The organism is Pedobacter steynii (assembly GCF_001721645.1).
Classification (GTDB): Bacteria; Bacteroidota; Bacteroidia; order Sphingobacteriales; family Sphingobacteriaceae; genus Pedobacter; species Pedobacter steynii_A.
Genome location: NZ_CP017141.1, coordinates 1,841,849 through 1,864,907, shown reverse-complemented (window position 1 = coordinate 1,864,907; position 23,059 = coordinate 1,841,849). Strand labels below are relative to the sequence as shown.

Sequence of the window (23,059 nt, the reverse complement as noted above, 5' to 3'; positions counted from 1 at the left end):
GTATGATGAAGCATATGATATTAACTTTACTCACTTGTGTCTGGTTGAATTCAAGTGCACAGCACCCTCCCGTATTTGAAGGGATGACTATGGACTCCACTTTTCTGGAACTAAGCGATCGCTCTATTGAATTGGTAAAATATAAATACGGAGCTCAAAAAATCAGCTTTCTTGCTATTCATGATGATGAGGATACAGGCGTAAAAGCCGCTTTCGATTACATCCGTTTAAATGGAGGAAGCATCATTGACTGCCAATATGGAGGGCAAAGAAATTTTGAATTCAGCTATGAAGGACTGAATTATCAGACTGATCCCAATAGCATCTACTCCAGGGAAGGTATTTCAACCGGACTTAAAAAATATGGACAGGCTGATGAACAGATCATTGTTGATCAACTCGCTGAAGTTGCCAAAGAAATTCTGAACTTTTATCAACCCGCAAGGCTAGGTTACATTTTTACGCTCCATAATAATGGTGATGAAGGTTTTGGAATCTCCTCTTATCTTCCCGGAGCTGAATTAGAAAATGTCGCAGACTCTGTACATGTCAATCCGATGATGGATCCGGATGATCTAATCCTGGTTACAGAAAGGGTTTTATTCAGCAAGCTAAAAAAAGAGAATGTAAATGTGGTTCTTCAACATCAGGAAGCAGAAGATGATGGATCCCTTTCGATTTATGCCATGAAGAATAATATTCCATATCTGAATGTTGAAGTTCAGCACGGACACCTGGAAGACAATTTAATGTTGATAGAAGCCGGAGTCAGGGCATTAAGAGAGAGTTATCCAGAACTCATAAAAAAGGCCGCAGATTAATCTGCGACCTTTTTTATGAGTAATCATAATGATTACATGTGTATTGCTCTATTATCAGTTGCAGCCATGGCCGCTTCTTTAATTGCTTCTGTATATGTTGGATGTGCGTGGCAAATTCTTGCAATATCCTCCGCTGAAGCACGGAATTCCATCGCTACAACAGCCTCAGCAATCATATCAGCTGCACGTGGACCAATCATATGCACACCTAGAATCTCATCAGTTTTGGCATCAGCCAGAACCTTTACAAAACCATCTGTATCCATACTTGCTTTTGCACGTCCACTTGCTTTGAAAGGAAACGAGCCTGCTTTATAGGCAGTACCTTGTTCTTTCAGTTGTTCTTCTGTAAATCCTACTGAAGCAACTTCCGGCCAGGTATAAACCACACCGGGAATCAGATTGTAATTGATATGTGGTTTTTGTCCGGCTAAAGTCTCCGCAACATAAACTCCTTCATCTTCGGCTTTATGAGCAAGCATTGCCCCTTTAATCACATCACCAATTGCATATACTCCGGGAACAGCAGTCTCAAGATGCGCATTTACCGGGATCTTGTTACCACGCTCTTCCGTTTTGATGCCGATATTTTCTAATCCTAATCCTTCAGTATAAGCGGTACGACCTACTGCTACGATGCAATAATCAGCTTCCAGTTTTACCTGCTCTCCTTTTGCATTATCCGCAGTCACAGTTACTCTTTTGCCTTTAGCAGTTGCACCGGTTACTTTATGACCCATGTAGAATTCCATGCCCAAAGATTTCTTCAATACGCGCTGAAGCTCTTTACCTAAACCAGCATCCATTGTTCCAATAATAGCCGGCATAAATTCAACTACAGACACTTTAGTGCCTAAGCGTGCATAAACTGATCCCAGTTCTAAACCGATTACACCGCCACCGATCACTACCATTTCTTTAGGAACCTCTTTAATGTTCAATGCTTCAGTTGAAGTAATGATTCTTTTTTTATCAATTGGTAAAAAAGGTAAAGCAGTAGGCTTAGAACCCGATGCAATGATCACATTCTTTGCGGTTATCGTTTCGGTAGTACCATCTTCTTTTGTGATTTTAATTGTGTTTTTATCGACAAAAGAGCCCAAACCCTGAAAAGAATCAATTTTATTCTTTTTGAAGAGATACTGAATTCCGGCAGTATTCTGTGCTACCACATCATCCTTACGTGCAATCATCTGTGGCATATCTACTTTCAGATCTTTAAGGTTAATACCGTGGGTCTGGAAAGTATGTGCCGCATTGTGAAAATGCTCTGAAGAGTCTAACAATGCTTTTGACGGGATACAACCTACATTTAAGCAGGTACCGCCGAAAGTTTTATATTTTTCTATCACTGCCGTTTTTAAGCCTAGTTGGGCACATCTGATTGCTCCAACATAACCGCCCGGGCCCGAGCCAATAACAACTACATCGTATTGCATATAAAGGATTTTTTTTGTTGCACAAAGTTAATAAACCTTACTCTAATAATAGCCCAAATTCCAATTCTTTCCTCATCTTTAATGTTACAATGACTAAAATGAGCAGACGTTTTCTGTATATTTAAGCTTCAATAAAAACCGATACCCAACATGACCCGCTTTAAATTTTCCTGGCTGGTACCGATCCTGCTTTTCGCAGGAACTTCGGCCTTCGCCCAGCAATCAGATTCCGCCTATGTACGTGAGAATTACACAAAGATCGAACGCAATATTCCTATGCGCGATGGCATTAAACTATTTACCGCGATTTATATCCCCAAGCATAAAGGAAAAAAATACCCCTTTATGATTAACCGTACTCCTTATACGGTCTCTCCTTACGGAGAAGACAAGTTCAAGACGACGTTGGGCCCTTCTCCTTTATTTCTCAGAGAAGGATTCATTTTTGTATACCAGGATGTTCGCGGAAAATGGATGAGCGAGGGTGAATTTGTTGATGTGAGACCACACCTGGATCAGAAAAAAGGAAAAAAAGATATTGATGAAAGCTCAGACACCTACGATACAATAGACTGGCTTATCAAAAATATCCCTGACAACAATGGTAAAGCAGGAATCTATGGCATTTCTTATCCTGGATTTTACTCCACTGCAGCTCTTCCCGGCGCACATAAGGGCTTAAAAGCCGTATCTCCACAAGCCCCCGTTACCGATTGGTTTATGGGTGATGATTTTCATCATAACGGCGCGTTTATGCTGGCAGATGCTTTCAGCTTCTACTCTTCGTTCGGTGTTCCGAGGCCAAAACCAATTACTCCGGATAAAGGTCCTAAACCTTTTAAATATCCCATCACCGATAACTATCGTTTTTACCTGAATGTTGGTGCATTAAAAAATGTAAAGCAAAAATATTTTGGCGACAGCATCAAATTCTGGGATGACCTCATGACACATGGCAATTATGATGCCTTCTGGAAGGCGATGAACATCCGACCACATTTAACTGGAATAAAACCAGCTGTACTTGTAGTAGGGGGATTCTTTGATGCAGAAGATGCTTATGGTGCATTACATACCTACCAGGCAATAGAGAAACAAAACCCAACTACAAAAAACAATCTTGTAATGGGGCCATGGTTCCATGGAGGCTGGGCCAGAGGAACCGGTGAGAGTTTTGGAGACATCAGCTTTGGACAGCCAACCAGTACCTGGTATCAGAAGAACCTGGAATTTCCATTTTTTATGCACTACCTGAAAGATGCCCCTGACGCTAAAATTGCTGAAGCCAATATTTTCATTACCGGAAGTAACGAATGGAAAGGTTTTGAAACCTGGCCACCAAAGAACACGGAAAACAAAACACTTTACTTTCAGCCCGAAGGCAAGCTTAGCTTCCTGAAGCCTAACGTATCCAACAGCTATAACCAATACGAAAGTAATCCGGCCAACCCGGTCCCTTATCAGGATGGTGTACAGGCCAGAAGAACAAGAGAATACATGATCGACGATCAGCGTTTTGCAGCACGGAGACCTGATGTACAAGTTTTCCAAACAGAAGTGCTTGACGAGGATTTTACATTAACAGGGCCAATTACAGCTAATCTTGTCGTTTCTACCTCAGGAACAGACGCAGATTATGTAGTTAAACTAATCGATGTTTATCCGGAAGATGCACTTCCAATGGAACCTAATCCCAAAAACATCATTATGGGTGGATATCAGATGCTGGTACGTGGAGAGGTCATGCGTGGAAAGTTCAGAAATAGTTTTGAAAAGCCTGAGCCATTTGTGCCGGGAAAAGTCACAAAGGTCAATTATAGCATCCCTGATGTCGCACACACCTTCAAGAAAGGACATAGGATTATGATTCAGGTTCAAAATTCCTGGTTCCCTCTGGTAGACCGTAACCCACAAAAGTTTACAGACATCTATCATGCATCAGACGATGATTTTCAAAAGGCAGTTCACCGCATTTATCATGATGAACTAAATCCTTCCTCCGTATCCCTGACCGTATTAAAACCCTAATCTGAACCATGAAAAAGATTTTATATCTGACCCTCGCCTTATTGAGCTTCAATCAGTTTAGCAGCGCTCAGCTGATGTCTGAAAAGAACATAACCAGCCGCGCTGATAGCCTGAGAGGAACGCTCAGCCCTTTGCGTAGCTGCTACGATATCAATTACTATCACTTAGACGTAAAAATAGATATAGACCAGAAATCCATTACCGGGAGCAATGAATTCAGGTTTACAGCTACCCGTGATCTCAGTAAATTACAATTTGACCTGTTTGAGAATCTAAGAGTAGAAAAAGTTGTTTATAAAAATAAAAATGTACCCTTTAAAAGGGAGCACAATGCGGTTTTTGTTGACTTCCAACAAAATATTAACAAAGGCAGTAAAGAAAGCTTTACCGTGTTTTACTCCGGAAATCCGATCATTGCTAAAACCCCGCCATGGGACGGAGGGTTTATTTTCAGCAAAGATAAATCCGGCAACCCCTGGGTATCTGTAGCCTGTCAGGGTCTGGGGGCCAGTAGCTGGTGGCCAAACAAAGACCATCAAAGCGATGAGGTAGATAGCATCCTGATTAGCGTTAGTGTCCCTAAGGGGCTTCAGGAGATTTCCAATGGCCGCTTTAGAGGTGCAGAAGAACAACAGGACGGGTATACAAAGTACAATTGGTTTGTAGGAAACCCGATCAACAATTATAACGTAAGTTTCTATATTGGTAAGTATGCACACTGGACAGACCAGTATGAGGGAGAAAACGGAAAACTTTCTATAGATTACTGGTCATTAAAAGAGGACAGCACCAAAGCACGCCCACACTGGGATGCCGATGTTAAGCCTATGCTCAAATCATTTGAGTACTGGTTCGGCCCCTATCCTTTTTATAAAGATGGCTATAAGCTCGTTCAGGCCCCTCACCTCGGCATGGAACACCAAAGTGCCGTAGCGTACGGAAACCTCTTTAAAAAGGGCTATCTCGGCAGGGATCTTTCCGGAACCGGGTTGGGAATGAAATTTGATTTCATTACCATTCACGAAAGCGGGCACGAATGGTTCGGCAATAATATCACCACAAAAGATATTGCTGACATGTGGGTTCATGAAGGGTTCACCAATTACTCTGAGGCCTTATTTACGGAATCTAACCAGGGCAAAGAAGCCGGTTCAGCGTATGTAATCGGCGTCAGGAGAAGTATTGCAAATGACATTCCGGTAATTGGCCAATATGGAGTTAATCGTGAAGGTTCCGGAGACATGTATCCCAAAGGAGCAAATCTGGTTCACCTGATCAGACAGCTCATCAATAACGACGAAAAATTTAGGGGAATTCTGAGAGGTATGAACAAAACCTTCTATCACCAGACAGTCACTACTCAGCAAATTGAGAACTATATAACGAAACAAAGCGGCTTAAAGTTAAACAAGATTTTTGATCAATACTTAAGAACAACTATGGTTCCGGTTCTGGAGTACAAAACTGAGGCTGGTAAACTTTCCTATAGATGGACTTCCTGCGTAAAGGGTTTCGATATGCCTTTAAAAGTAACGCTTAATGACAAAGGTTATTCCACCATATACCCTACCACACAGTGGAAAACTATAGGATTAGATGGCCAAATCAATAAAGATAATTTCAAGGCAGATCCTAATTTTTATGTTAAAACAAAAAAAGTTTAATAATTATTTATAAATCCTGCAACAATCAGGATATGGTTTGCGTCTTATAGAAAACCTTAAACCACATGAAAAAATTAAGCTTAATATTAACATTTGCATTTTTCAGCCTTGTTGTCATCAGCAAAGCTGAAAAACCAATCAGAATCAGCTCTTCCAGTCTGCTTGACGAAGAAAGAAAAGTAAGTAATTTCACAGGGATCGGAATCTCCGGTTCCATTAAAGCTTATGTCAAGATCGGGAATACCGAGAGCCTACGACTGGAGGGAGATCAGGAAGCTATATCTGAACTAATTACTGAAGTAAAGAATGGTGTACTTTCCATTAAACCGAAAAAATCGCGGAGCAACTGGTTCGGTAAATCCAGCAATTCCAAAATTACGGCTTACATTACCGTTAAGAAATTAACCTCTTTAGCAATGTCTGGTTCCGGCAGTATCGAAGTAGAGAATACGGTGAACGCAAATGAATTCAACGCTGCAATAAGCGGTTCAGGAAACATCAAAGCAACTGTGAACGCACAGAGCCTGGAAGCTGCCATCAGTGGATCAGGAAACCTGACCTTCTCAGGTAAAGCAAAAAAAGCAGATGTAGCCATTAGCGGTTCAGGAAGTTTTTCCGGAAAAAGCCTCTCCTCAGATGACGTGAATGCACATATCAGCGGTTCGGGAAATATCTACATCAATGCGGAGAAAACCATTAATGCTGCTATCGGAGGATCAGGGAATGTAAATTATACCGGAAATCCAACAGTGACAAAAGCGATAGGTGGCTCGGGAAAAGTAAGAAAAGCGGGATAACTAAATAAAACCATAAAAAAAATCCCCGCTCAAAAATGAGCGGGGATTTTTTTTATCATTAAGATTTTTGGCTATACACCCAGCAGTAATCTTGCAGGATCTTCCAATAACTGTTTTACCCTTACTAAGAAACCAACAGATTCTCTTCCATCAATGATACGGTGATCGTAAGATAAGGCCAAATACATCATCGGACGAATCACAACTTCACCTTTTTCCGCAATCGGACGCTCAATGATATTGTGCATTCCTAAAATGGCAGATTGTGGTGCATTGATGATTGGTGTAGACATCATTGAACCAAATACACCGCCATTGGTGATTGTAAATGTTCCACCTGTCATTTCATCAATTGTCAATTTGCTATCGCGTGCTTTAGTTGCCAGCTCTATTACCGATTTCTCAATCTGTGCAAGGCTTAGGCTTTCTGCATTTCGGATGATCGGAACAACCAATCCTTTAGGTGCAGAAACAGCGATTGAAATGTCTACGAAATCATTATAAACCAATTCTTCCCCATCAATCCTTGCATTAACTGCAGGAAAGTCTTTCATTGCTTCACAAACAGCTTTAGTAAAGAAACTCATGAATCCTAAACCAACACCGTATTTTTCTTTAAACTGATCTTTATATTTCCCGCGAAGATCCATGATTGGCTTCATGTTAACCTCATTAAAGGTAGTCAACATTGCCGTTTCGTTTTTCACCGCAACCAAACGTTTTGCAACTGTTTTACGCAATGGAGACATTTTTTGTCTACGCTCATTTCTTGAACCAGAAACGGGAGCAGCAACCGAAGCCGAAGCTACAGGAGCAGCAGCCTTAGGCTGTGCTTTTTCGGCATTTAATGCATCTTCTTTAGTTATCCTTCCATTAACACCTGTTCCTTTTACAGATCCGGTATCTACACCTTTCTCCGCAAGAATTTTTCCTGCTGATGGAGATGGAGTGCCTGTTGCATAGCTATCTCCAGATTTTTCAGCCACAGGAGCTGTTTTTTTATCTTCTGCAACAACAGCCTTTTCAGCTGCAGGTGCCGCAGGTTCTTCTTTAGATTTAGGAGCAGCGCCGCCGTCTTCAATTTTACAAACTACTGCACCTATAGCTAATGTATCTCCTTCACTAGCCACTGTCTTTAAAGTTCCGGCCTGTTCTGCAGTTAATTCAAAAGTTGCTTTATCTGATTCCAGTTCAGCAATTACCTCATCCATTTCTACTGCATCCCCGTCATTTTTTACCCATCGTGATAAAACAACTTCGGTGATCGACTCGCCTACTGGCGGAACTTTTATTTCTATACTCATAACTGATGTATTATATTTTCTAATCTACATTATAAACTTTACTCACAGACTTCTTAGCAATCTCTTTCTCTGTTTCCGTCACCGGCATTTCAAAAGATTTAGCCAAAATATACGCTTGCTGATCTGCATGTTGTTTTGCAAAACCCGATGCAGTACTGCTGCTTTCTTTTCTTGATATAACTTCAATATCATTAAAGATAGTTTTTCTTAATCTGCGTAGCAAATATGGCCATGCGCCCATGTTTTCAGGCTCTTCCTGAACCCAAACGGCTTCTTTAGCATTTTTATATTTTTTATATACAGCTTCCATTTGTGCTAACGGAGTTGGATACAACTGCTCCACCCTGACAATCGCTACATCTTTAATCTGATCTTTTTGTTGTTTCTCCAGCAATTCGTAGTAAATTTTACCACTACAGAATAATACTCTGTTTACTGCTGCTGCTTTTACATTGGTATCTTCAATTACCTCCTGGAATTTACCATCGGTAAATTCTTCAAGTTTAGAAACGCAAAGCGGATGACGTAAAAGACTTTTCGGGGTAAATACCACTAACGGCTTTCTGAAATCGCGTTTAAATTGCCTGCGGATTGCATGGAAGAAATTCGCAGGAGTTGTACAATTGGTTACCTGCATATTGTAATCAGCACAAAGTTCCATAAAACGCTCAATACGTGCAGATGAATGCTCTGGTCCTTGTCCTTCATAACCATGAGGCAATAACATCACCAAACCATTTTCACGTTGCCATTTTGTCTCAGCACTTGCAATATACTGATCCACAACAATCTGTGCCCCATTAAAGAAATCTCCAAATTGCGCTTCCCAGATGGTTAATGCATTCGGATTAGCCATCGCGTAACCATATTCAAACCCTAACACTCCATACTCCGATAAATGTGAATTATAAATATCGAAAGGAGCCTGTTGCTCAGAAATGTTTGCTAATGGGATGTATTCTTCTTCAGAATCCTCCAGGGTTAATACCGCATGACGGTGAGAAAAAGTACCCCTTTCCACATCCTGACCACTTAAACGAACACGTTTACCTTCTGTCAGCAAAGTACCGTAAGCCAGTTGTTCACCCATAGCCCAGTCAAATACATGAGTTGTATTCGCCATTTTACTACGTTCATCAAAAAGCTTTTCAATTTTCTTAAAGAACTTTTTATCTGAAGGTAAAGTACTGATTCTTTTTGCTACTTCGAGTAAAGTTGTTTTCTTAACAGCTGTATTTGGAGAAGTTTCGAAATCCTGTACCGTTGCCAGACGCATATCTGCCCAGGCACCACCAAATTTAACATCCTGATAAGTAGAAGTAATTTCTTTTGCTTCATTCAAACGTTCCTGCAAAATACCACGGAATTCTTTTTCCATTTCTTTTGCCATGCTTGCCTCAAGCTTACCTTCACTAATGAGTTGCTGCACATAGATATCACGCGGATTGGCATGTTGCTCTATCGCTTTATACAATAGTGGCTGTGTGAATTTTGGTTCATCAGCCTCATTATGCCCGAACCTGCGATAGCATAAAATGTCAATGAACACATCATTTTTATATTTCTGACGATATTCCATTGCCAGGTTAATTGCATAAACCAAAGCCTCCACATCATCTCCATTTACATGGAAAACAGGAGACAAAGTTACTTTTGCAATATCTGTACAATAAGTGCTGGAACGCGCGTCTTTGAAGTTTGTGGTAAAACCAATCTGGTTATTGATAATCAGGTGAATGGTGCCTCCGGTTTTATAACCATCAAGGCCTGCCATCTGAATTACTTCATATACAATTCCCTGACCTGCTACAGATGCATCACCATGAATCAGAATTGGTGCGATGCGTGCATCATCACCTCCATATTTAAAATCTATTTTAGACCTGGTCATTCCTTCAACCACTCCATTTACTGTTTCCAGATGTGAAGGGTTCGGACATAGACTCAGGTGAACACTATTTCCGTTGTTAGTGGTCACATCAGTTGAGTAACCCAAATGGTATTTTACGTCACCACCAAAAGGCGATGCAGCACTATATCCTTTACCTTCAAACTCAGCAAAGATATCCTTATAGGTTTTTTGCATAATGTTAGCCAAAACATTTAGCCTTCCACGATGCGCCATTCCGATTACAAATTCCTCAATTCCAAGTTCTGCACCTTTTTCAATAACAGAGTCCAGCGCAGGAATTAAAGCTTCTGCACCTTCCAGAGAAAATCTCTTCTGACCAAGAAACTTTGTTCCAAGGAAATTCTCGAAACTTACAGCTTCGTTCAGTTTTTTTAAGATTCGGCGTTTCTCCTCAATAGAAAAGTTCGGGGTGTTACGCACGCTTTCCATTTTGTGCTCTATCCACGACAATACTTCCGGAGTACGGACATATTTATATTCAGCGCCAATTGAGCGACAGTAGGTCTGCTTCAGGAAGGCTACAATATCACTTAGCTTCGCCGCTCCGATACCCAACTCAACTCCTGAATTAAAAACAGTGTCAAGATCAGCGGAAGACAGGTTAAAATTTTCCAGGTCCAGTGTTGGCAGGTGCTGACGTCTTTCTCTTACCGGGTTGGTGTGGGTAAACAAGTGGCCACGCTGACGGTAACCATTGATCATGTTTAAAACACTAACCTCTTTTAGAAAATGTTCAGGGGTTTCTTCTCCTACTGATTCCGGAGATGAGCCTCTACCGAAGTCGAAGCCTTCAAAAAATTTCTGCCAACCAAATTCAACCGAATTGGGATCTTCTTTAAAAGCTTGATAAAGGGACTCTATGTATTCGGCATTTGCGCCGTTGAGATAAGATAAATTATCCATTATGTGTGAATATGCTATAAGTGATGCAAAATTAGGATTTTACCTATTAAGTCAGGCAATTTTCTTTATAAATCTTCCAAAAAATCGGTCATATCACAGACATTCTTTAACGGGGTCAGCTGATCCTTCACAAGGATATCGAATTCAGAGATTAAACTACCTGCAACTAACAACGGAACATTCAGATTGTCCATGACCTTACCTATAATTTTATTAATGTCTTTCCCCAGATTTAAAGAAGTTAAAACAATAAATGCGAAATCCGGTTGATAGGAATCCACTACTTTTTTAAGATCTGCATAAGGTATTTCCGATCCAAGATACAGGGTATCATGTCCACACCTTTTCAACAAGTATCTGGCAAAAAGCAGGCCAGTTTCATGCATTTCGGCTTCGGGAAGAAACAGCAAAAACCTTTTTACTTCCGTCTTTTCAGGTTTGTCCACTTTATCGATTTCCACAATGATGCGATCGCGGATCAGGTTGGAAGCAAAATGCTCGTGAGAAGGATCAATCGTGCCGGTTTGCCAAAGCATCCCTACCCGCTTCATAAAAGGAAAAAGAACCACATCCATCGTTTTGACCAGACCCATTTCATCTATACATTTCCCCAACACCTCCGAAAATTCAATTTCGTCATAGGCAATTGTCGCATTAGAAAGGCTCAGCATTTGTACGGAATCATTACTCCAATCGGACTTTAACTGGGTAACCAGATCTGAAATCTGTTTCTGACTCATCTTTGCGATCCGGCTGATTTTATAGCCATTCTCGTTCAGGGCCACAATATTAAGTAGCATTTTTAAATCGTCCTCATCGTAGAAACGAATGTTCGTGGGCGTTCTCTTGGGTGGCACCAGATTGTACCTAACTTCCCAGGCTCTGATCGTATGTGCTTTAATCCCAATCAGCCCCTCTATATCACTTATTGAAAATTTCCTCACGTTATTGTTTACAACAAATGTTAAACAACTTTGTTTAAAAAACAATTTTTGTTTAATTTTTATATAAAATAAACATTAAAAAGGCTTTTCAAGTCGTTTGGAAATGATTTAAGCCATTGAAGTCGCGTCGGAAACTGCGGTTTCCAATATTTTGATTTGCTTGTCCAGGTCAAAGGCATTTTTAGATTTAGCGTCCTTTCCTACCCCTGCTACATTCGCCCAGTTCCCCCAATTGCTCGCCGGCGCATAATCAATAAGCTTATCTTCAAAATACACCGCTCCGTTAGTCCAATGAACTTTTAAAATATGGACCAGAAAAGTAGCCACCAGCAGACGCCCTATATGTGGGATAAAACCATGTTCATTCAATTCCTGCATGTACTTATCGATAACAGCATGTCCGGTATTTCCGGCTTTCCATTTTTGCAGTGCGGGATTCTCATTGTCGGGCACAAAAAATAATTCCTTTTCAAAGTCTGGTTCCTGAAAAAACTCAATACCATGTTTTTTAAACATGAATCTGAAATAATCTCTCCATAATAAGCCCAAAAGAATCTGATTGAAATTGGCATTTCCTCCAAATACATTTTCTGCTTCCTTTACCAGCCAGTAAACTTTTCTTGGAGATAAACACCCCAGAGACAGCCATCCTGACAACCGCGACGAAAACCCCTGTTTTTCGGGGCTTTGTTTTATCGGCTTCAAATAAATATCGGAGCCTTCTTTCAGCAGTTCTTTCAGGTGTTGCAGCCCGGCATCCTCTCCACCGGAAAAAGACTGGTCAGAAATAGGATGATCAATGGGATCAAAGCCCAAATCTTCCATAGATGGGAATGCTCCCCACTCTTCATTCTCTACGAAAACAATTTCTTCAGGAGATAGAAAACAGGACTTAACAATGGCATCACGTTCGGTTTTTTTCTTAAACTGAGCAAATACATCAGGAATATCCTTAATCGGAAATGGAAGATCTTCTTTATTATATAGGGTATGACCTATAAAGTGTTTCAAGTTAATTTTAAGCTTCCACAGCAGATCCTCTACTTTTGTAGAGATCAATGTTTCTTCCGGGGCTACTTCACGATGGTGGTACACTTCGGAGATCTCAAAATCTTCTACTAATTTGGCCATTGACTCTTCCGGACTCCCCATTACCAACAAAATATCTCCACCAAGTTTTTGAAAAGCCAGTCTTAAAGCAGCAACACTTTCCAATAAGAATTTTGCCCTGTTCACTCCGGTTCTTGCAGTTTCAAATTTGGTAGGCTGAAAATAATGTGGATCAAAAAAATAAACCGGCAAAATACTGTCAGATTTAGCAATCGCTTCAACCAACATTTCATTGTCATGTAATCGAAGATCATTTCTAAACCAAACTAATATTCTTTTAGATTTCATTAATGAGGAGGACATAAAGTAATAATTCACAAAAATATACGAATTTTTATGTTAGTACGAATGCATAAAGCAATATTTACATAAGCGCAACAAACATTTACAAGAAAAAGACTTAAATCCAAACTAAAACACTGCTAAGTCGTTATACCAAGTATGAATAAGCATATTCTGATAACCGGGGCCACCGGAGTAATAGGTAAAAGACTGGTCCGTTCTTTACAAGAAAAAGGCCATCGGGTTTCTGTACTTTCCAGAAAAGCCAGGGCTATAGAAAACGTTAAGGTTTATTTATGGGACGTTTACAAACAGGAAATAGATGTTGATTGCCTTACGGGTATTGACACCATTATTCACCTTGCAGGAGAAAACGTTGCCGGAAAGCAGTGGACAAATGAGCGGAAGAAAGAGTTGATCGACAGCAGAGTTTTATCTACTCAATTACTTTATAAGTTAATAAAATCGCAACCTACAAGTGTTCAGACTTTTATCTCAGCTTCAGCAGTGGGTTATTACGGAGATGGAGGAGATGAAATCCTGACGGAAGAAAGCCCCGGCGGCACCGGTTTTCTTGCCGAATGTTGTATCAAATGGGAACAGGCAGTAGATGAAGGAATCACGTTAAACCTGAGGGTTGTGAAATGCAGGATAGGCTTTGTGCTTGCCAGGAATGAAGGTGCGCTTTCAGAACTTGATAAGCCGATCCGTTTTTTTGCGGGGTCAGGGCTGGGAAGCGGGAAACAATGGGTACCCTGGATACATATTGATGACCTTGTAGCCGCATTTGTCAGTGCCGTAGAAAACGACTTGTTAAAAGGCCCTTATAATCTCTGCGCTCCTTTTCCGGTCAGCAATCTTAGCCTCGCAAAAGCCATCGCTAAGCAACTAAACAGGCCTGTATGGCCAATAAATGCACCAAAAAGTTTTTTAAAGCTCCTATTAGGAGAAATGAGCAGCGTTGCACTGATCAGTAATAATACTTCTGCCCAGAAAATTCTGGACACTGGATTTTCATTTAAATATCTCCAACTTGAAGATGCTTTAACCGATATTTACCATCCTTAAATTACATAAACCCACAATCCCGAAAAATGAGATCAGAAGTTAGCATCTGCTGGTTACGAAGAGACCTGAGACTGGAAGATAATGCGGCTCTGTACGAAGCCCTAAAAGGTCCTTTCCCTGTATTATTACTCTTCATATTCGATAAAAATATCCTTAGCAAACTCGCTGATAAAAAGGATGCGAGAGTGACTTTTATTCATCGGACGATAACTAAACTCAACATTGACCTGCAAATGCTGGGAAGTACCATTTTAACCCGTTTCGGAAAACCTGAAGAGATATGGTCAGAAATCTTAGATGAGCATGATGTTAAAGCAGTATACGTCAACCATGACTATGAGCCTTATGGCAGAGAAAGGGACGATGCTCTTGCTGAATATCTCAGGTCTGAACAAATAGACTTTCATACTTTCAAAGATCAGGTGGTTTTTGAAAAGAATGAAATCATAAAAGCTGATGGAAAACCATACACTGTATTTACCCCTTACTTTCGTCAGTGGCAGCAAAAACTTAATAAATTCTATCTCCGTGCATATCCATTAAATAAATACAGTCATAATTTCTTACCGCTGACCGCTCAGGAACTTCCTTCGCTCTCTGCAATGGGCTTTGAAACCTCCACCCTACATTTTCCATCAAAGGATTTCAGCAGTAAACTTGAAGCTTATGAGCAAAAAAGAGATTTCCCTGCTGAAGACGCGACTTCACATCTTGGCATTCATCTTCGTTTTGGTACAGTGAGCATCAGGTCAGCTGCCCGGGAAGCCATTGCTCAAGGGGCAGAAAAGTGGCTCTCGGAACTTGCCTGGAGAGATTTCTACATGATGATCTTATGGCATTTTCCACACACAGTCAATAAATCATTCAAGCCAGCTTATGACCTCATAAAATGGAGAAATGAAGAATCCGAATTTGAAGCCTGGTGTCAGGGAAGAACAGGCTATCCGATAGTAGATGCCGGAATGAGGCAACTTAATCAGACAGGATACCTGCACAACCGCGTCAGGATGATCGTGGCCAGTTTTTTGACCAAGCACCTTTTAATAGACTGGAAATGGGGTGAAGCCTATTTTGCTGAAAAATTATTAGATTATGAAATGGCCAGTAATGTGGGTGGGTGGCAATGGGCATGTGGTTCGGGTAACGATGCAGCCCCTTACTTCAGAATTTTTAACCCGGAACTTCAAACCAAAAAATTTGATCCGGAACTCAAATATATAGATCGCTGGCTTCCTGCTTATAAACAAGGAAAGCATGTTCAGCCTATAGTTGAACATGCTTTCGCCAGAGATAGAGTCTTAAAAGTATTTAAAGAGGCATTAAATGAATAATGCTTAATGGCAATGATTTAATTGGTTACATTAACGATTTCGACATCAAAATCTAAACAGGAATTCGCAGGTATTGATCCTGTGGAGCTGGATACACTTCCATAACCCAGTACCGAAGGAATAAATGCTCTGAATTTTGCTCCTTTCTTAAATTTAACCAACATCTTGCCCATCCCCTGCACTACGCTTTTCGGCACAAAGGTGCTCTGACCAGAATCTGCCACTGTTCCGTCCAACATTCTCAGCGTGTATTTCATCTCCACATTGGTGTTGTAATTAATGACATCTGTTCCTGTTCCCTGGTCTGTCACAATATAATGAACACCAGAAACATCTTTTATCGGTGTTAAAGAATTAGCAGTTAAAAATGACTGAATATGTTGTTGATCCAATACGGTCTGACTTTCCGCATAGGTACTGATATTCAGCTCAATAATTTCATTTGAAGGAATCTTTGCAGAAGGATTTCCATTTTTTCCAAAAGCAAGATAAGAAGGCAGGAAAATCCTCGCACTACCTCCCGGCTTCAACTTCTTGATCACCTCAGAAACAGCGGGAATAAATATGTTAATGAAGCCCCCTGTATAACCTACCGGCATACCTAGATTCCGTATTAACGGAGAACTTCCATATACAGTTCCGTTCAGCATTGATTTTCCCTCAAGATTAAAGCGTACAGAATCCGGATCCTTATACTCTGCCACGGGTGTTCCATTATCCGCCGGCTGAGTAAGTACATAAAAATATCCTGTTTTCCCAGGATCCGCAATAGCATTAATATTATTTGCAGCCAGGTAATCGGCTATTTTAGTATCATCCAGGGTCTGAATGGATTCATATTCCTTTTTGCAGGAACTAAAAAGAACGACTGCCCCTAATAAGGCAAAGGTATAAAGTGATAACTTTTTAATCATTTGGTTTTTTTATTTATATCTACTAGGGTAACGGTGTAGTCTAATATTGAATAAGGAGGAATTGAGGTCCCCTGGCTAAAATTTTTATAAGCTAAAGTTGAGGGAATAATCATCCTGATCTGCCCTCCTTTGGCAATTTTCGGAAGTGCAATCTGCCAACCCGGCATTAATGCATCCAGCTTTAAAGAAATCGGTTTATCTAAAGGAATGTCTTCAAATGTATTATTAGCACCTAAAACTCTTCCTTTATAAGAGACCTGAATACTATCTGTTAGCTTAGGAAATGGCGTTGTACCAGAAGATAGAATCTGATAACTCAGGCCTGAAGGATCGGCTGTCATGTCAACTGTACCAGCAGGTAAAGCATCCAGATATTTTTTAATAACTGCTTTATCGATTTCCAATTGAGCATCCGGATCGAAATCTTTCTTTTTCTCACATGCAGCAAACAGCCCGCATAAGAGAAGAAAACCCAGGAAAATCTTGTTTTTTAACATAATAGACAAAAATAGTCTTTTCTAACTGATGGAACAATTTTTAACCAATTTTAACAATTACAAAGAGGCTGCATAAAAAACGCCCTTAATAAATTAAGGGCGTCCAGTTTAATTATGAATCGTTATCTTAATAACAATATTTATTAGCAGCGATCAGTTGTTGTGCTACTTTCTGACGGGTCTCTTTTACATTAAAAGCCTCCATTTTGGTAAACCGGCGTAAACCAACCATCATCATTCTTTGTTCGTCACCTTCTGCGAAAGCCCATAATGCTTCTTTACCTGCTTTCTGAAGTCCATCAACAGCCTCTACAAAATAAATGCGCATCATATCCAGCTGACCAGCACAAGCCTCTTCCCCACGAAGGTTCACTAACTTCTCTGTTCTCAGCAATGTTGACTCTGCCACATATACGTAGCTCGCCATATCTGCGATGTTCATTAAAATCTCCTGTTCTTTAGACAAACTCATCATCAGCTTTTGTACTGCCGCACCCGCCACCATTAATGTTGCCTTCTTAAGGTTTTTAATGATTTTCTTTTCTGCAGCAAATAGGGTATCATCTTCGTCTCCGAATTCAGGGATAGACATCAGTTCCGCAGCTACCGCAGTAGCCGGAGTCATCAGGTCAAGTTCTCCCTTCATCGCACGTTTCAACATCATATCCACAGTCAGCAATCTGTTGATCTCATTCGTCCCTTCAAAAATCCGGTTAATCCTTGCATCACGATAAGCTCTGTCCATAGGTGCCTCCGCAGAGAAGCCCATTCCGCCATAAATCTGTACGCCTTCATCCACCACATAATCCAGTACTTCGGAACCCCAGACTTTCAGTATTGCACACTCTACGGCAAATTGTTCTGTAGACTTTAGCTTTGCCTTACTTGCATCCATTCCACCAGCAACCAAGGTGTCGTATGCATCATCAATATTCTGACCTGCACGATAATTCGCCGATTCTACAGCATAAACTTTAGCAGCCATTTCTGCCAGCTTAAACCTGATTGCCCCATATTTTGAGATTGGACGATCAAACTGAATCCTTTCGTTAGAATAATTCACTGCCGTATCAATCACTGCTTTAGATGCACCTATTGCCGCAGCAGCCAGTTTGATCCGACCAATATTCAGGATGTTAACTGCTATTTTAAATCCGTTCTGACGATCAGAAAGCATATTCTCTACCGGCACCTTACAATCGTTAAAAAACACCTGCCTGGTTGAAGACCCTTTGATTCCCATTTTATGTTCTTCAGGATTCATTGTGATTCCTCCAAACTCACGCTCTACGATGAAAGCGGTCAAGTTGGCATCATCATCAATTTTAGCAAATACAATAAAGATATCTGCAAATCCACCGTTCGTGATCCACATCTTCTGACCATTAATCACATAATGCTTCCCATCTTCTGATAATTTCGCTTTTGTTTTTCCCGAGTTCGCGTCAGAACCTGAGTTTGGTTCTGTCAAACAATAGGCAGCTTTCCATTCACCAGTCCCCAGTTTAGGAATGTATTTCGCTTTTTGTGCATCATTACCATAGTATAAGATCGGTAATGTTCCTATTCCGGTATGTGCAGAAAGTGCCACGGCAAAAGAATGTCCGGCACCAACTACATCCGCTACCAGCATTGAAGTATTGAAATTCTTACCAAATCCTCCAAATTCTTCAGGGATAGATACCCCCAGAATTCCCAGTGCCCCAGCTTTATCCATCAATGACGGCATTAAACCTTCTTCCTGTGTATCAATGCGATCCAGGTTAGGATAAACCTCTGCCACTAGAAAATCACGGCAGGTCTGCGCAATCATTTGTTGCTCTTCATCAAATTCTTCAGGAATAAATACATCCTGGTAATTGGTTTCTGTTATCAAAAACTCTCCACCTTTAATTGTTTTTTTGTCTGTAGTTTCCATAATATCTTATTAAAGCATTTCAAAAATTCCGGCTGCACCCTGCCCGCTACCTACGCACATGGTCACCATACCATATTTCTGATCTCTTCGTTTCAATTCATTAAATAGTTGTACGGAAAGCTTAGCTCCGGTACAACCCAGTGGATGTCCAAGTGCAATCGCACCACCATTAACATTCACTTTTGCAGCATCGATTCCCAAAGTTTTGATTACGGCAAGCGATTGGGAAGCGAAGGCCTCATTCAGTTCGATAAGATCCAGTTCTTCCAATTTCATTCCTGCCATTTTCAATGCTTTAGGAATAGCCTCAATCGGGCCTATCCCCATAATTCTTGGTGGAACTCCCGCTATACCATAACTCACTAGGCGAGCAATCGGATCTACCCCCAGTTCTTTCATTTTAGTTTCAGACACCACCAATACAAATGCAGCACCATCAGAAGTCTGTGAGGAGTTACCAGCTGTTACACTCCCATCGGCAGCGAAAACAGGTTTTAGTTTGGCTAATTTATCTAATGAAGTATCCGCTCTCGGACCTTCATCCGTATCCACTACATAACTCCGCGTTTTCTTTTTCATATTGCCATCCAGATAGTTTTCCACTACCGTGATAGGTGCAATGCCATCGTTCAGGTGTCCGTTCTTAATCGCCTCCACGGCCTTCATGTTCGACTGGTAAGCGAAAGCATCCTGATCCTCCCTACTTACTTTATACTCATTCGCTACTGCTTCAGCAGTCAGGCCCATTCCCCAATACCAATCTGGGTTTTTCATTGCCACATCTGCGTTCGGAACAACTTTCCATCCGCCAAAAGGCATTCCAGACATCACTTCCACTCCACCGGCAATAATGCAATCTGCCATTCCACTTCTGATCTTCGCCACCGCTGTAGCAATGGTTTCCAATCCGGAAGCACAATATCTGTTGATTGTTACGCCCGGAACTTTATCCGTATCCAATCCCATCAATGAAACCATACGCCCTATATTCAGACCTTGTTCCGCTTCCGGAGTTGCATTTCCTACGATCACATCATCAATCTGTGTTTTATCCAGATTTGGCACCGAGGCCACCAACTGTTTGATGACTTCTGCAGCCAGATCATCGGCTCTTGTAAAACGAAATACACCACGAGGGGCCTTGCCCACTGCTGTACGATATCCTGCTATAATATATGCTTCTTGCATGTCAGTATCTTTTATTAGCCTAAATTAGTTTCTTAAAGGTTTTCCTTTGGTTACAATACTTTGAATCCGCTCCAGCGTTTTACGCTCACCGCAAAGTGACAAAAACGCTTCTCTTTCCAGGTCAAGCAGGTATTGTTCGGTCACTTCCGTTGGCGAGGATAAATCTCCACCACACATTACCCAACCCAGTTTTTCTGAAATCTTCTTATCATGTTCAGAGATATAATGACCGGAATACATCGTATTGGCACCGGCATACACAATTCCTAAACCTTGTTTACCCAATACTTTAATATCCTTACGCTGAACCGGTTTGGTATATCCCGCATCAGCCAGTTCTATTGCTTTAGCTTTAGCATCTGCAATTAACCTGCTCCTGTTCATAGAAATCGAATACTTATCTTTTTGCAGATAGCCCAGTTCAAATGCTTCTACTGCTGAAGTTGAAACCTTCGCCATACCTATGGTCAGGAACCGGTCTTTCAAGGCATTCTGAACAATCTGATCGTCCTTATACTCATCAGAAGCACGCAGGGCGAATTCTTTTGTACCACCACCACCAGGAATCACACCTACACCAAACTCAACCAATCCCATATACGTCTCTGCATTCAACTGAACATGATCAGCATGTAAACTAAATTCACAACCTCCGCCCAGAGTCAGATTATGAGGAGCGACCACCACCGGAATAGAAGAATACCGGATACGCATAGAGGTATTCTGGAACATTCTTATAGCCAGATTCAACTCATCCCATTCCTGTTCTACAGCCATCATGAAGATCATTCCTACATTAGCCCCTGCAGAAAAATTGGCACCGTCGTTACCGATAACTACCCCTCTGTATTCTTTTTCTGCCAGGTCAATGGCCTTATTAATTGCCTGTAAGGTATCTCCTCCGATCGTATTCATCTTTGAATGGAATTCAACGTTCAGGATTCCATCTCCCAGATCTATAATAGAGGCGCCTGAATTCTTCCAGATCGTTCTATTTCCTCTTAAGTTATCCAGTACAACAAAAGCCTCCGTACCAGGAACAGCCTTATAGCTTTTAGAAGGGATATCGTAGTATTTTTTTATACCCTCTTCTACCTTATAAAAAGTAGTATGCCCGGCTCCAAGGAATTCATGCACCCATGCAGCAGCCTCGTGGCCATATTTTTTCATTCCCTCTACTGCATCTGCGATTCCAACAGCGTCCCAAACTTCGAAGGGGCCTAAATCCCAGGCGAAGCCTGCCCTCATCGCATCGTCGATTCGGTAAAGTTCATCAGAGATTTCAGGAATGCGGTCAGATACATATTCAAACAATCCGAAAAAAGAAGCCCGGAACAATTCCGCAGCCTTATCTTTTCCGGAAGCAAAGACTTTCATTCTGTCTTTTACATTCTCAATTGGCTTAGTGAGATCCAGTGTTGCCGATTTCACTTTTTGCTGAGGGCGATACTCCAGTGTTTTTAAATCTAATGCCAGGATTTCAGTCTTACCATCAGCAGTTTTTGTTTTTTTATAGAAACCCTGTTGAGTTTTATCACCAAGCCAGTTGTTAGCTTCCATTTTCTCTACGTAAGCCGGAAGCTTGAAAAGGTCATGGGCTTTGTCCTGAGGACAGTTATCATATAAGCCCTTGGAAACTTTAATCATCGTATCCAGACCAACCACGTCTGTGGTACGGAAAGTAGCAGATTTAGGTCTCCCCAGAGCAGGTCCGGTAAACTTGTCTACTTCTTCCACCGTCAGGTCCATTTTTTCCACCAGGTGCAATAAAGACATGATGGAATAAACACCTACACGGTTTGCAATAAATGCAGGCGTATCCTTGCAAAGCACCGTAGTTTTACCTAAAAATTTATCTCCGTAATGCATTAAAAAATCCACCAGCTTCGGATCGGTCTCCAGGGTAGGGATAATTTCCAGCAGGCGTAAATAACGTGGGGGATTGAAAAAGTGTGTTCCACAGAAATTTGCTTTAAAATCCGCGGTTCTTCCTTCTGCCATCATATGGATAGGAATTCCGGAAGTATTAGAAGTAACCAATGTACCCGGTTTACGGAATTGCTCCACCTGGTCAAACACTTTCTTCTTGATGTCCAGATTTTCTACCACAACCTCAATGATCCAGTCGTAATTTGCAATCTTAGCCATATCATCGCCAAAATTGCCCGTAGTAATTTTATTCAGGACAGTTTTGGTATAAACAGGGGAAGGATTAGTCTTTACTGTATTTTGTAAAGCGGCATTTACAATTCTATTTTTAACTGCCGGATGGTCCAGTGCCAGTCCTTTTGCTTGTTCTTCCTCGCTCAATTCTTTCGGAGCGATATCAAGCAAAAGCACTTCAACTCCAATGTTCGCAAAGTGGCAAGCAATACGTGAACCCATAATACCTGAGCCCAATACTGCTACTCTATTTATCTTCTTGTTCATAATGTTCTGTAGGAATTTTATATGCCAATGTAAGTTTGTTCAATTTTTGCAGCGTTGAAATCAGGTTGTTTTTCTCCTGTGCGCTGAGATGTACATTCAGATACTCATTAAAAGAGATCACTACGCCTTTTGCAAGCTGCCTTTTTTCGCGCCCCAGATCGGTAAGATAAACCTTAACTGAACGCTTATCTCCCATGGAAGTCTCCCGGTATATTAACCCCATTTCTTCCATATTGTTTAGCATTCTTGAAAGGCTCGTTGCTTTGACTCCAAGTAAGCCGGCCAGCTTAGAAACAGCTGTCCCTTCCTTTTCAATATTAATCAACACGTAACCAATAGCCTGTGTGATCCCGAAGCCGGATGCGATCTGATTATAAGTGTTGGAAACATTCTGCCAAACCACTTTCAAAAAATAATCTACTGTCTCTTGTTGTTTCATGAATTACTATGCTTGCATAACAAAGCTATAGAATTAAAACCTTATATGCAAGCGCAATAAAAAAAATTAT

At 41.0% G+C, this 23,059-nt stretch carries 17 protein-coding genes; 6 read left to right on the top strand and 11 right to left on the bottom strand.

Annotation, left to right across the window (positions count from 1 at the left end; genetic code table 11):
- Positions 1-2: 2 nt before the first annotated feature.
- Positions 3-821 (top strand): hypothetical protein, encoded by an 819-nt coding sequence (locus BFS30_RS07645; RefSeq protein ID WP_069378743.1) that lies wholly within the window; start codon positions 3-5, stop codon positions 819-821.
- A 32-nt stretch (positions 822-853) separates the two neighbouring features.
- Here BFS30_RS07645 and lpdA read toward each other — a convergent pair whose 3' ends face one another.
- The gene (lpdA, locus tag BFS30_RS07640; protein ID WP_069378742.1) at positions 854-2,260 is read right to left on the bottom strand and encodes a dihydrolipoyl dehydrogenase; all 1,407 of its coding nucleotides are present in this window, start codon (positions 2,258-2,260) and stop codon (positions 854-856) included.
- 150 nt (positions 2,261-2,410) lie between these two features.
- Between lpdA and BFS30_RS07635 the strand changes: the two genes are divergently transcribed.
- From BFS30_RS07635 to BFS30_RS07625, 3 genes are all read left to right on the top strand, one after another.
- The gene (locus tag BFS30_RS07635) at positions 2,411-4,288 is read left to right on the top strand and encodes a CocE/NonD family hydrolase (protein WP_069378741.1); all 1,878 of its coding nucleotides are present in this window, start codon (positions 2,411-2,413) and stop codon (positions 4,286-4,288) included.
- Positions 4,289-4,296: 8 nt separating this feature from the next.
- Positions 4,297-5,952, top strand: coding sequence for a M1 family metallopeptidase (locus BFS30_RS07630; protein ID WP_069378740.1), 1,656 nt, complete (start codon positions 4,297-4,299; stop codon positions 5,950-5,952).
- Positions 5,953-6,017: 65 nt separating this feature from the next.
- On the top strand, positions 6,018-6,749 hold the full coding sequence (locus tag BFS30_RS07625; protein ID WP_069378739.1) for a head GIN domain-containing protein: 732 nt from the start codon (positions 6,018-6,020) through the stop codon (positions 6,747-6,749).
- A gap of 71 nt (positions 6,750-6,820) precedes the next feature.
- Here BFS30_RS07625 and odhB read toward each other — a convergent pair whose 3' ends face one another.
- The 4 genes from odhB to BFS30_RS07605 form a co-directional block, all read right to left on the bottom strand.
- Positions 6,821-8,053 (bottom strand): 2-oxoglutarate dehydrogenase complex dihydrolipoyllysine-residue succinyltransferase, encoded by a 1,233-nt coding sequence (gene odhB / locus BFS30_RS07620; RefSeq protein ID WP_069378738.1) that lies wholly within the window; start codon positions 8,051-8,053, stop codon positions 6,821-6,823.
- Between the two features lie 19 nt (positions 8,054-8,072).
- A complete protein-coding gene (locus BFS30_RS07615) occupies positions 8,073-10,868 on the bottom strand; it encodes a 2-oxoglutarate dehydrogenase E1 component (RefSeq protein ID WP_069378737.1) in 2,796 nt (931 codons plus the stop codon).
- A 65-nt stretch (positions 10,869-10,933) separates the two neighbouring features.
- The gene (locus BFS30_RS07610; protein ID WP_237028724.1) at positions 10,934-11,812 is read right to left on the bottom strand and encodes a MerR family transcriptional regulator; all 879 of its coding nucleotides are present in this window, start codon (positions 11,810-11,812) and stop codon (positions 10,934-10,936) included.
- A gap of 108 nt (positions 11,813-11,920) precedes the next feature.
- The gene (locus BFS30_RS07605) at positions 11,921-13,210 is read right to left on the bottom strand and encodes a DASH family cryptochrome (protein ID WP_069378735.1); all 1,290 of its coding nucleotides are present in this window, start codon (positions 13,208-13,210) and stop codon (positions 11,921-11,923) included.
- Positions 13,211-13,363: 153 nt separating this feature from the next.
- Here BFS30_RS07605 and BFS30_RS07600 point away from each other — a divergent pair, with 153 nt between their 5' ends.
- A complete protein-coding gene (locus BFS30_RS07600) occupies positions 13,364-14,272 on the top strand; it encodes a TIGR01777 family oxidoreductase (RefSeq protein WP_069378734.1) in 909 nt (302 codons plus the stop codon).
- Between the two features lie 26 nt (positions 14,273-14,298).
- Complete coding sequence (locus BFS30_RS07595) at positions 14,299-15,603, top strand: cryptochrome/photolyase family protein (protein WP_069378733.1); 1,305 nt, start codon at positions 14,299-14,301, stop codon at positions 15,601-15,603.
- 17 nt (positions 15,604-15,620) lie between these two features.
- Here BFS30_RS07595 and BFS30_RS27370 read toward each other — a convergent pair whose 3' ends face one another.
- The 6 genes from BFS30_RS27370 to BFS30_RS07565 form a co-directional block, all read right to left on the bottom strand.
- Positions 15,621-16,517 carry an FKBP-type peptidyl-prolyl cis-trans isomerase gene (locus tag BFS30_RS27370; RefSeq protein WP_083251984.1) on the bottom strand — a complete coding sequence of 299 codons (897 nt, stop codon included), beginning with the start codon at positions 16,515-16,517 and terminating at the stop codon, positions 15,621-15,623.
- A complete protein-coding gene (locus BFS30_RS07585) occupies positions 16,514-17,014 on the bottom strand; it encodes an FKBP-type peptidyl-prolyl cis-trans isomerase (protein ID WP_069378732.1) in 501 nt (166 codons plus the stop codon). The genes BFS30_RS27370 and BFS30_RS07585 overlap by 4 nt, the downstream gene beginning before the upstream one ends.
- A gap of 127 nt (positions 17,015-17,141) precedes the next feature.
- A complete protein-coding gene (locus BFS30_RS07580) occupies positions 17,142-18,932 on the bottom strand; it encodes an acyl-CoA dehydrogenase family protein (protein WP_069378731.1) in 1,791 nt (596 codons plus the stop codon).
- A 9-nt stretch (positions 18,933-18,941) separates the two neighbouring features.
- Complete coding sequence (locus tag BFS30_RS07575) at positions 18,942-20,120, bottom strand: acetyl-CoA C-acyltransferase (protein ID WP_069378730.1); 1,179 nt, start codon at positions 20,118-20,120, stop codon at positions 18,942-18,944.
- Positions 20,121-20,144: 24 nt separating this feature from the next.
- A complete protein-coding gene (locus BFS30_RS07570; protein ID WP_208603042.1) occupies positions 20,145-22,550 on the bottom strand; it encodes a 3-hydroxyacyl-CoA dehydrogenase/enoyl-CoA hydratase family protein in 2,406 nt (801 codons plus the stop codon).
- A complete protein-coding gene (locus BFS30_RS07565) occupies positions 22,531-22,989 on the bottom strand; it encodes a MarR family winged helix-turn-helix transcriptional regulator (RefSeq protein ID WP_069378728.1) in 459 nt (152 codons plus the stop codon). Before BFS30_RS07565 ends, BFS30_RS07570 begins: the two co-directional genes overlap by 20 nt.
- Positions 22,990-23,059: the final 70 nt, after the last annotated feature.

Coding starts and splice junctions, on each gene's coding strand:
- BFS30_RS07645 (WP_069378743.1), top strand. CDS start 3: ATGATGAAGCATATGATATTAACTTTACTCACTTGTGTCTGGTTGAAT.
- lpdA (WP_069378742.1), bottom strand. CDS start 2,260: ATGCAATACGATGTAGTTGTTATTGGCTCGGGCCCGGGCGGTTATGTT.
- BFS30_RS07635 (WP_069378741.1), top strand. CDS start 2,411: ATGACCCGCTTTAAATTTTCCTGGCTGGTACCGATCCTGCTTTTCGCA.
- BFS30_RS07630 (WP_069378740.1), top strand. CDS start 4,297: ATGAAAAAGATTTTATATCTGACCCTCGCCTTATTGAGCTTCAATCAG.
- BFS30_RS07625 (WP_069378739.1), top strand. CDS start 6,018: ATGAAAAAATTAAGCTTAATATTAACATTTGCATTTTTCAGCCTTGTT.
- odhB (WP_069378738.1), bottom strand. CDS start 8,053: ATGAGTATAGAAATAAAAGTTCCGCCAGTAGGCGAGTCGATCACCGAA.
- BFS30_RS07615 (WP_069378737.1), bottom strand. CDS start 10,868: ATGGATAATTTATCTTATCTCAACGGCGCAAATGCCGAATACATAGAG.
- BFS30_RS07605 (WP_069378735.1), bottom strand. CDS start 13,210: ATGAAATCTAAAAGAATATTAGTTTGGTTTAGAAATGATCTTCGATTA.
- BFS30_RS07600 (WP_069378734.1), top strand. CDS start 13,364: ATGAATAAGCATATTCTGATAACCGGGGCCACCGGAGTAATAGGTAAA.
- BFS30_RS07595 (WP_069378733.1), top strand. CDS start 14,299: ATGAGATCAGAAGTTAGCATCTGCTGGTTACGAAGAGACCTGAGACTG.
- BFS30_RS27370 (WP_083251984.1), bottom strand. CDS start 16,517: ATGATTAAAAAGTTATCACTTTATACCTTTGCCTTATTAGGGGCAGTC.
- BFS30_RS07585 (WP_069378732.1), bottom strand. CDS start 17,014: ATGTTAAAAAACAAGATTTTCCTGGGTTTTCTTCTCTTATGCGGGCTG.
- BFS30_RS07580 (WP_069378731.1), bottom strand. CDS start 18,932: ATGGAAACTACAGACAAAAAAACAATTAAAGGTGGAGAGTTTTTGATA.
- BFS30_RS07575 (WP_069378730.1), bottom strand. CDS start 20,120: ATGCAAGAAGCATATATTATAGCAGGATATCGTACAGCAGTGGGCAAG.
- BFS30_RS07570 (WP_208603042.1), bottom strand. CDS start 22,550: ATGAACAAGAAGATAAATAGAGTAGCAGTATTGGGCTCAGGTATTATG.
- BFS30_RS07565 (WP_069378728.1), bottom strand. CDS start 22,989: ATGAAACAACAAGAGACAGTAGATTATTTTTTGAAAGTGGTTTGGCAG.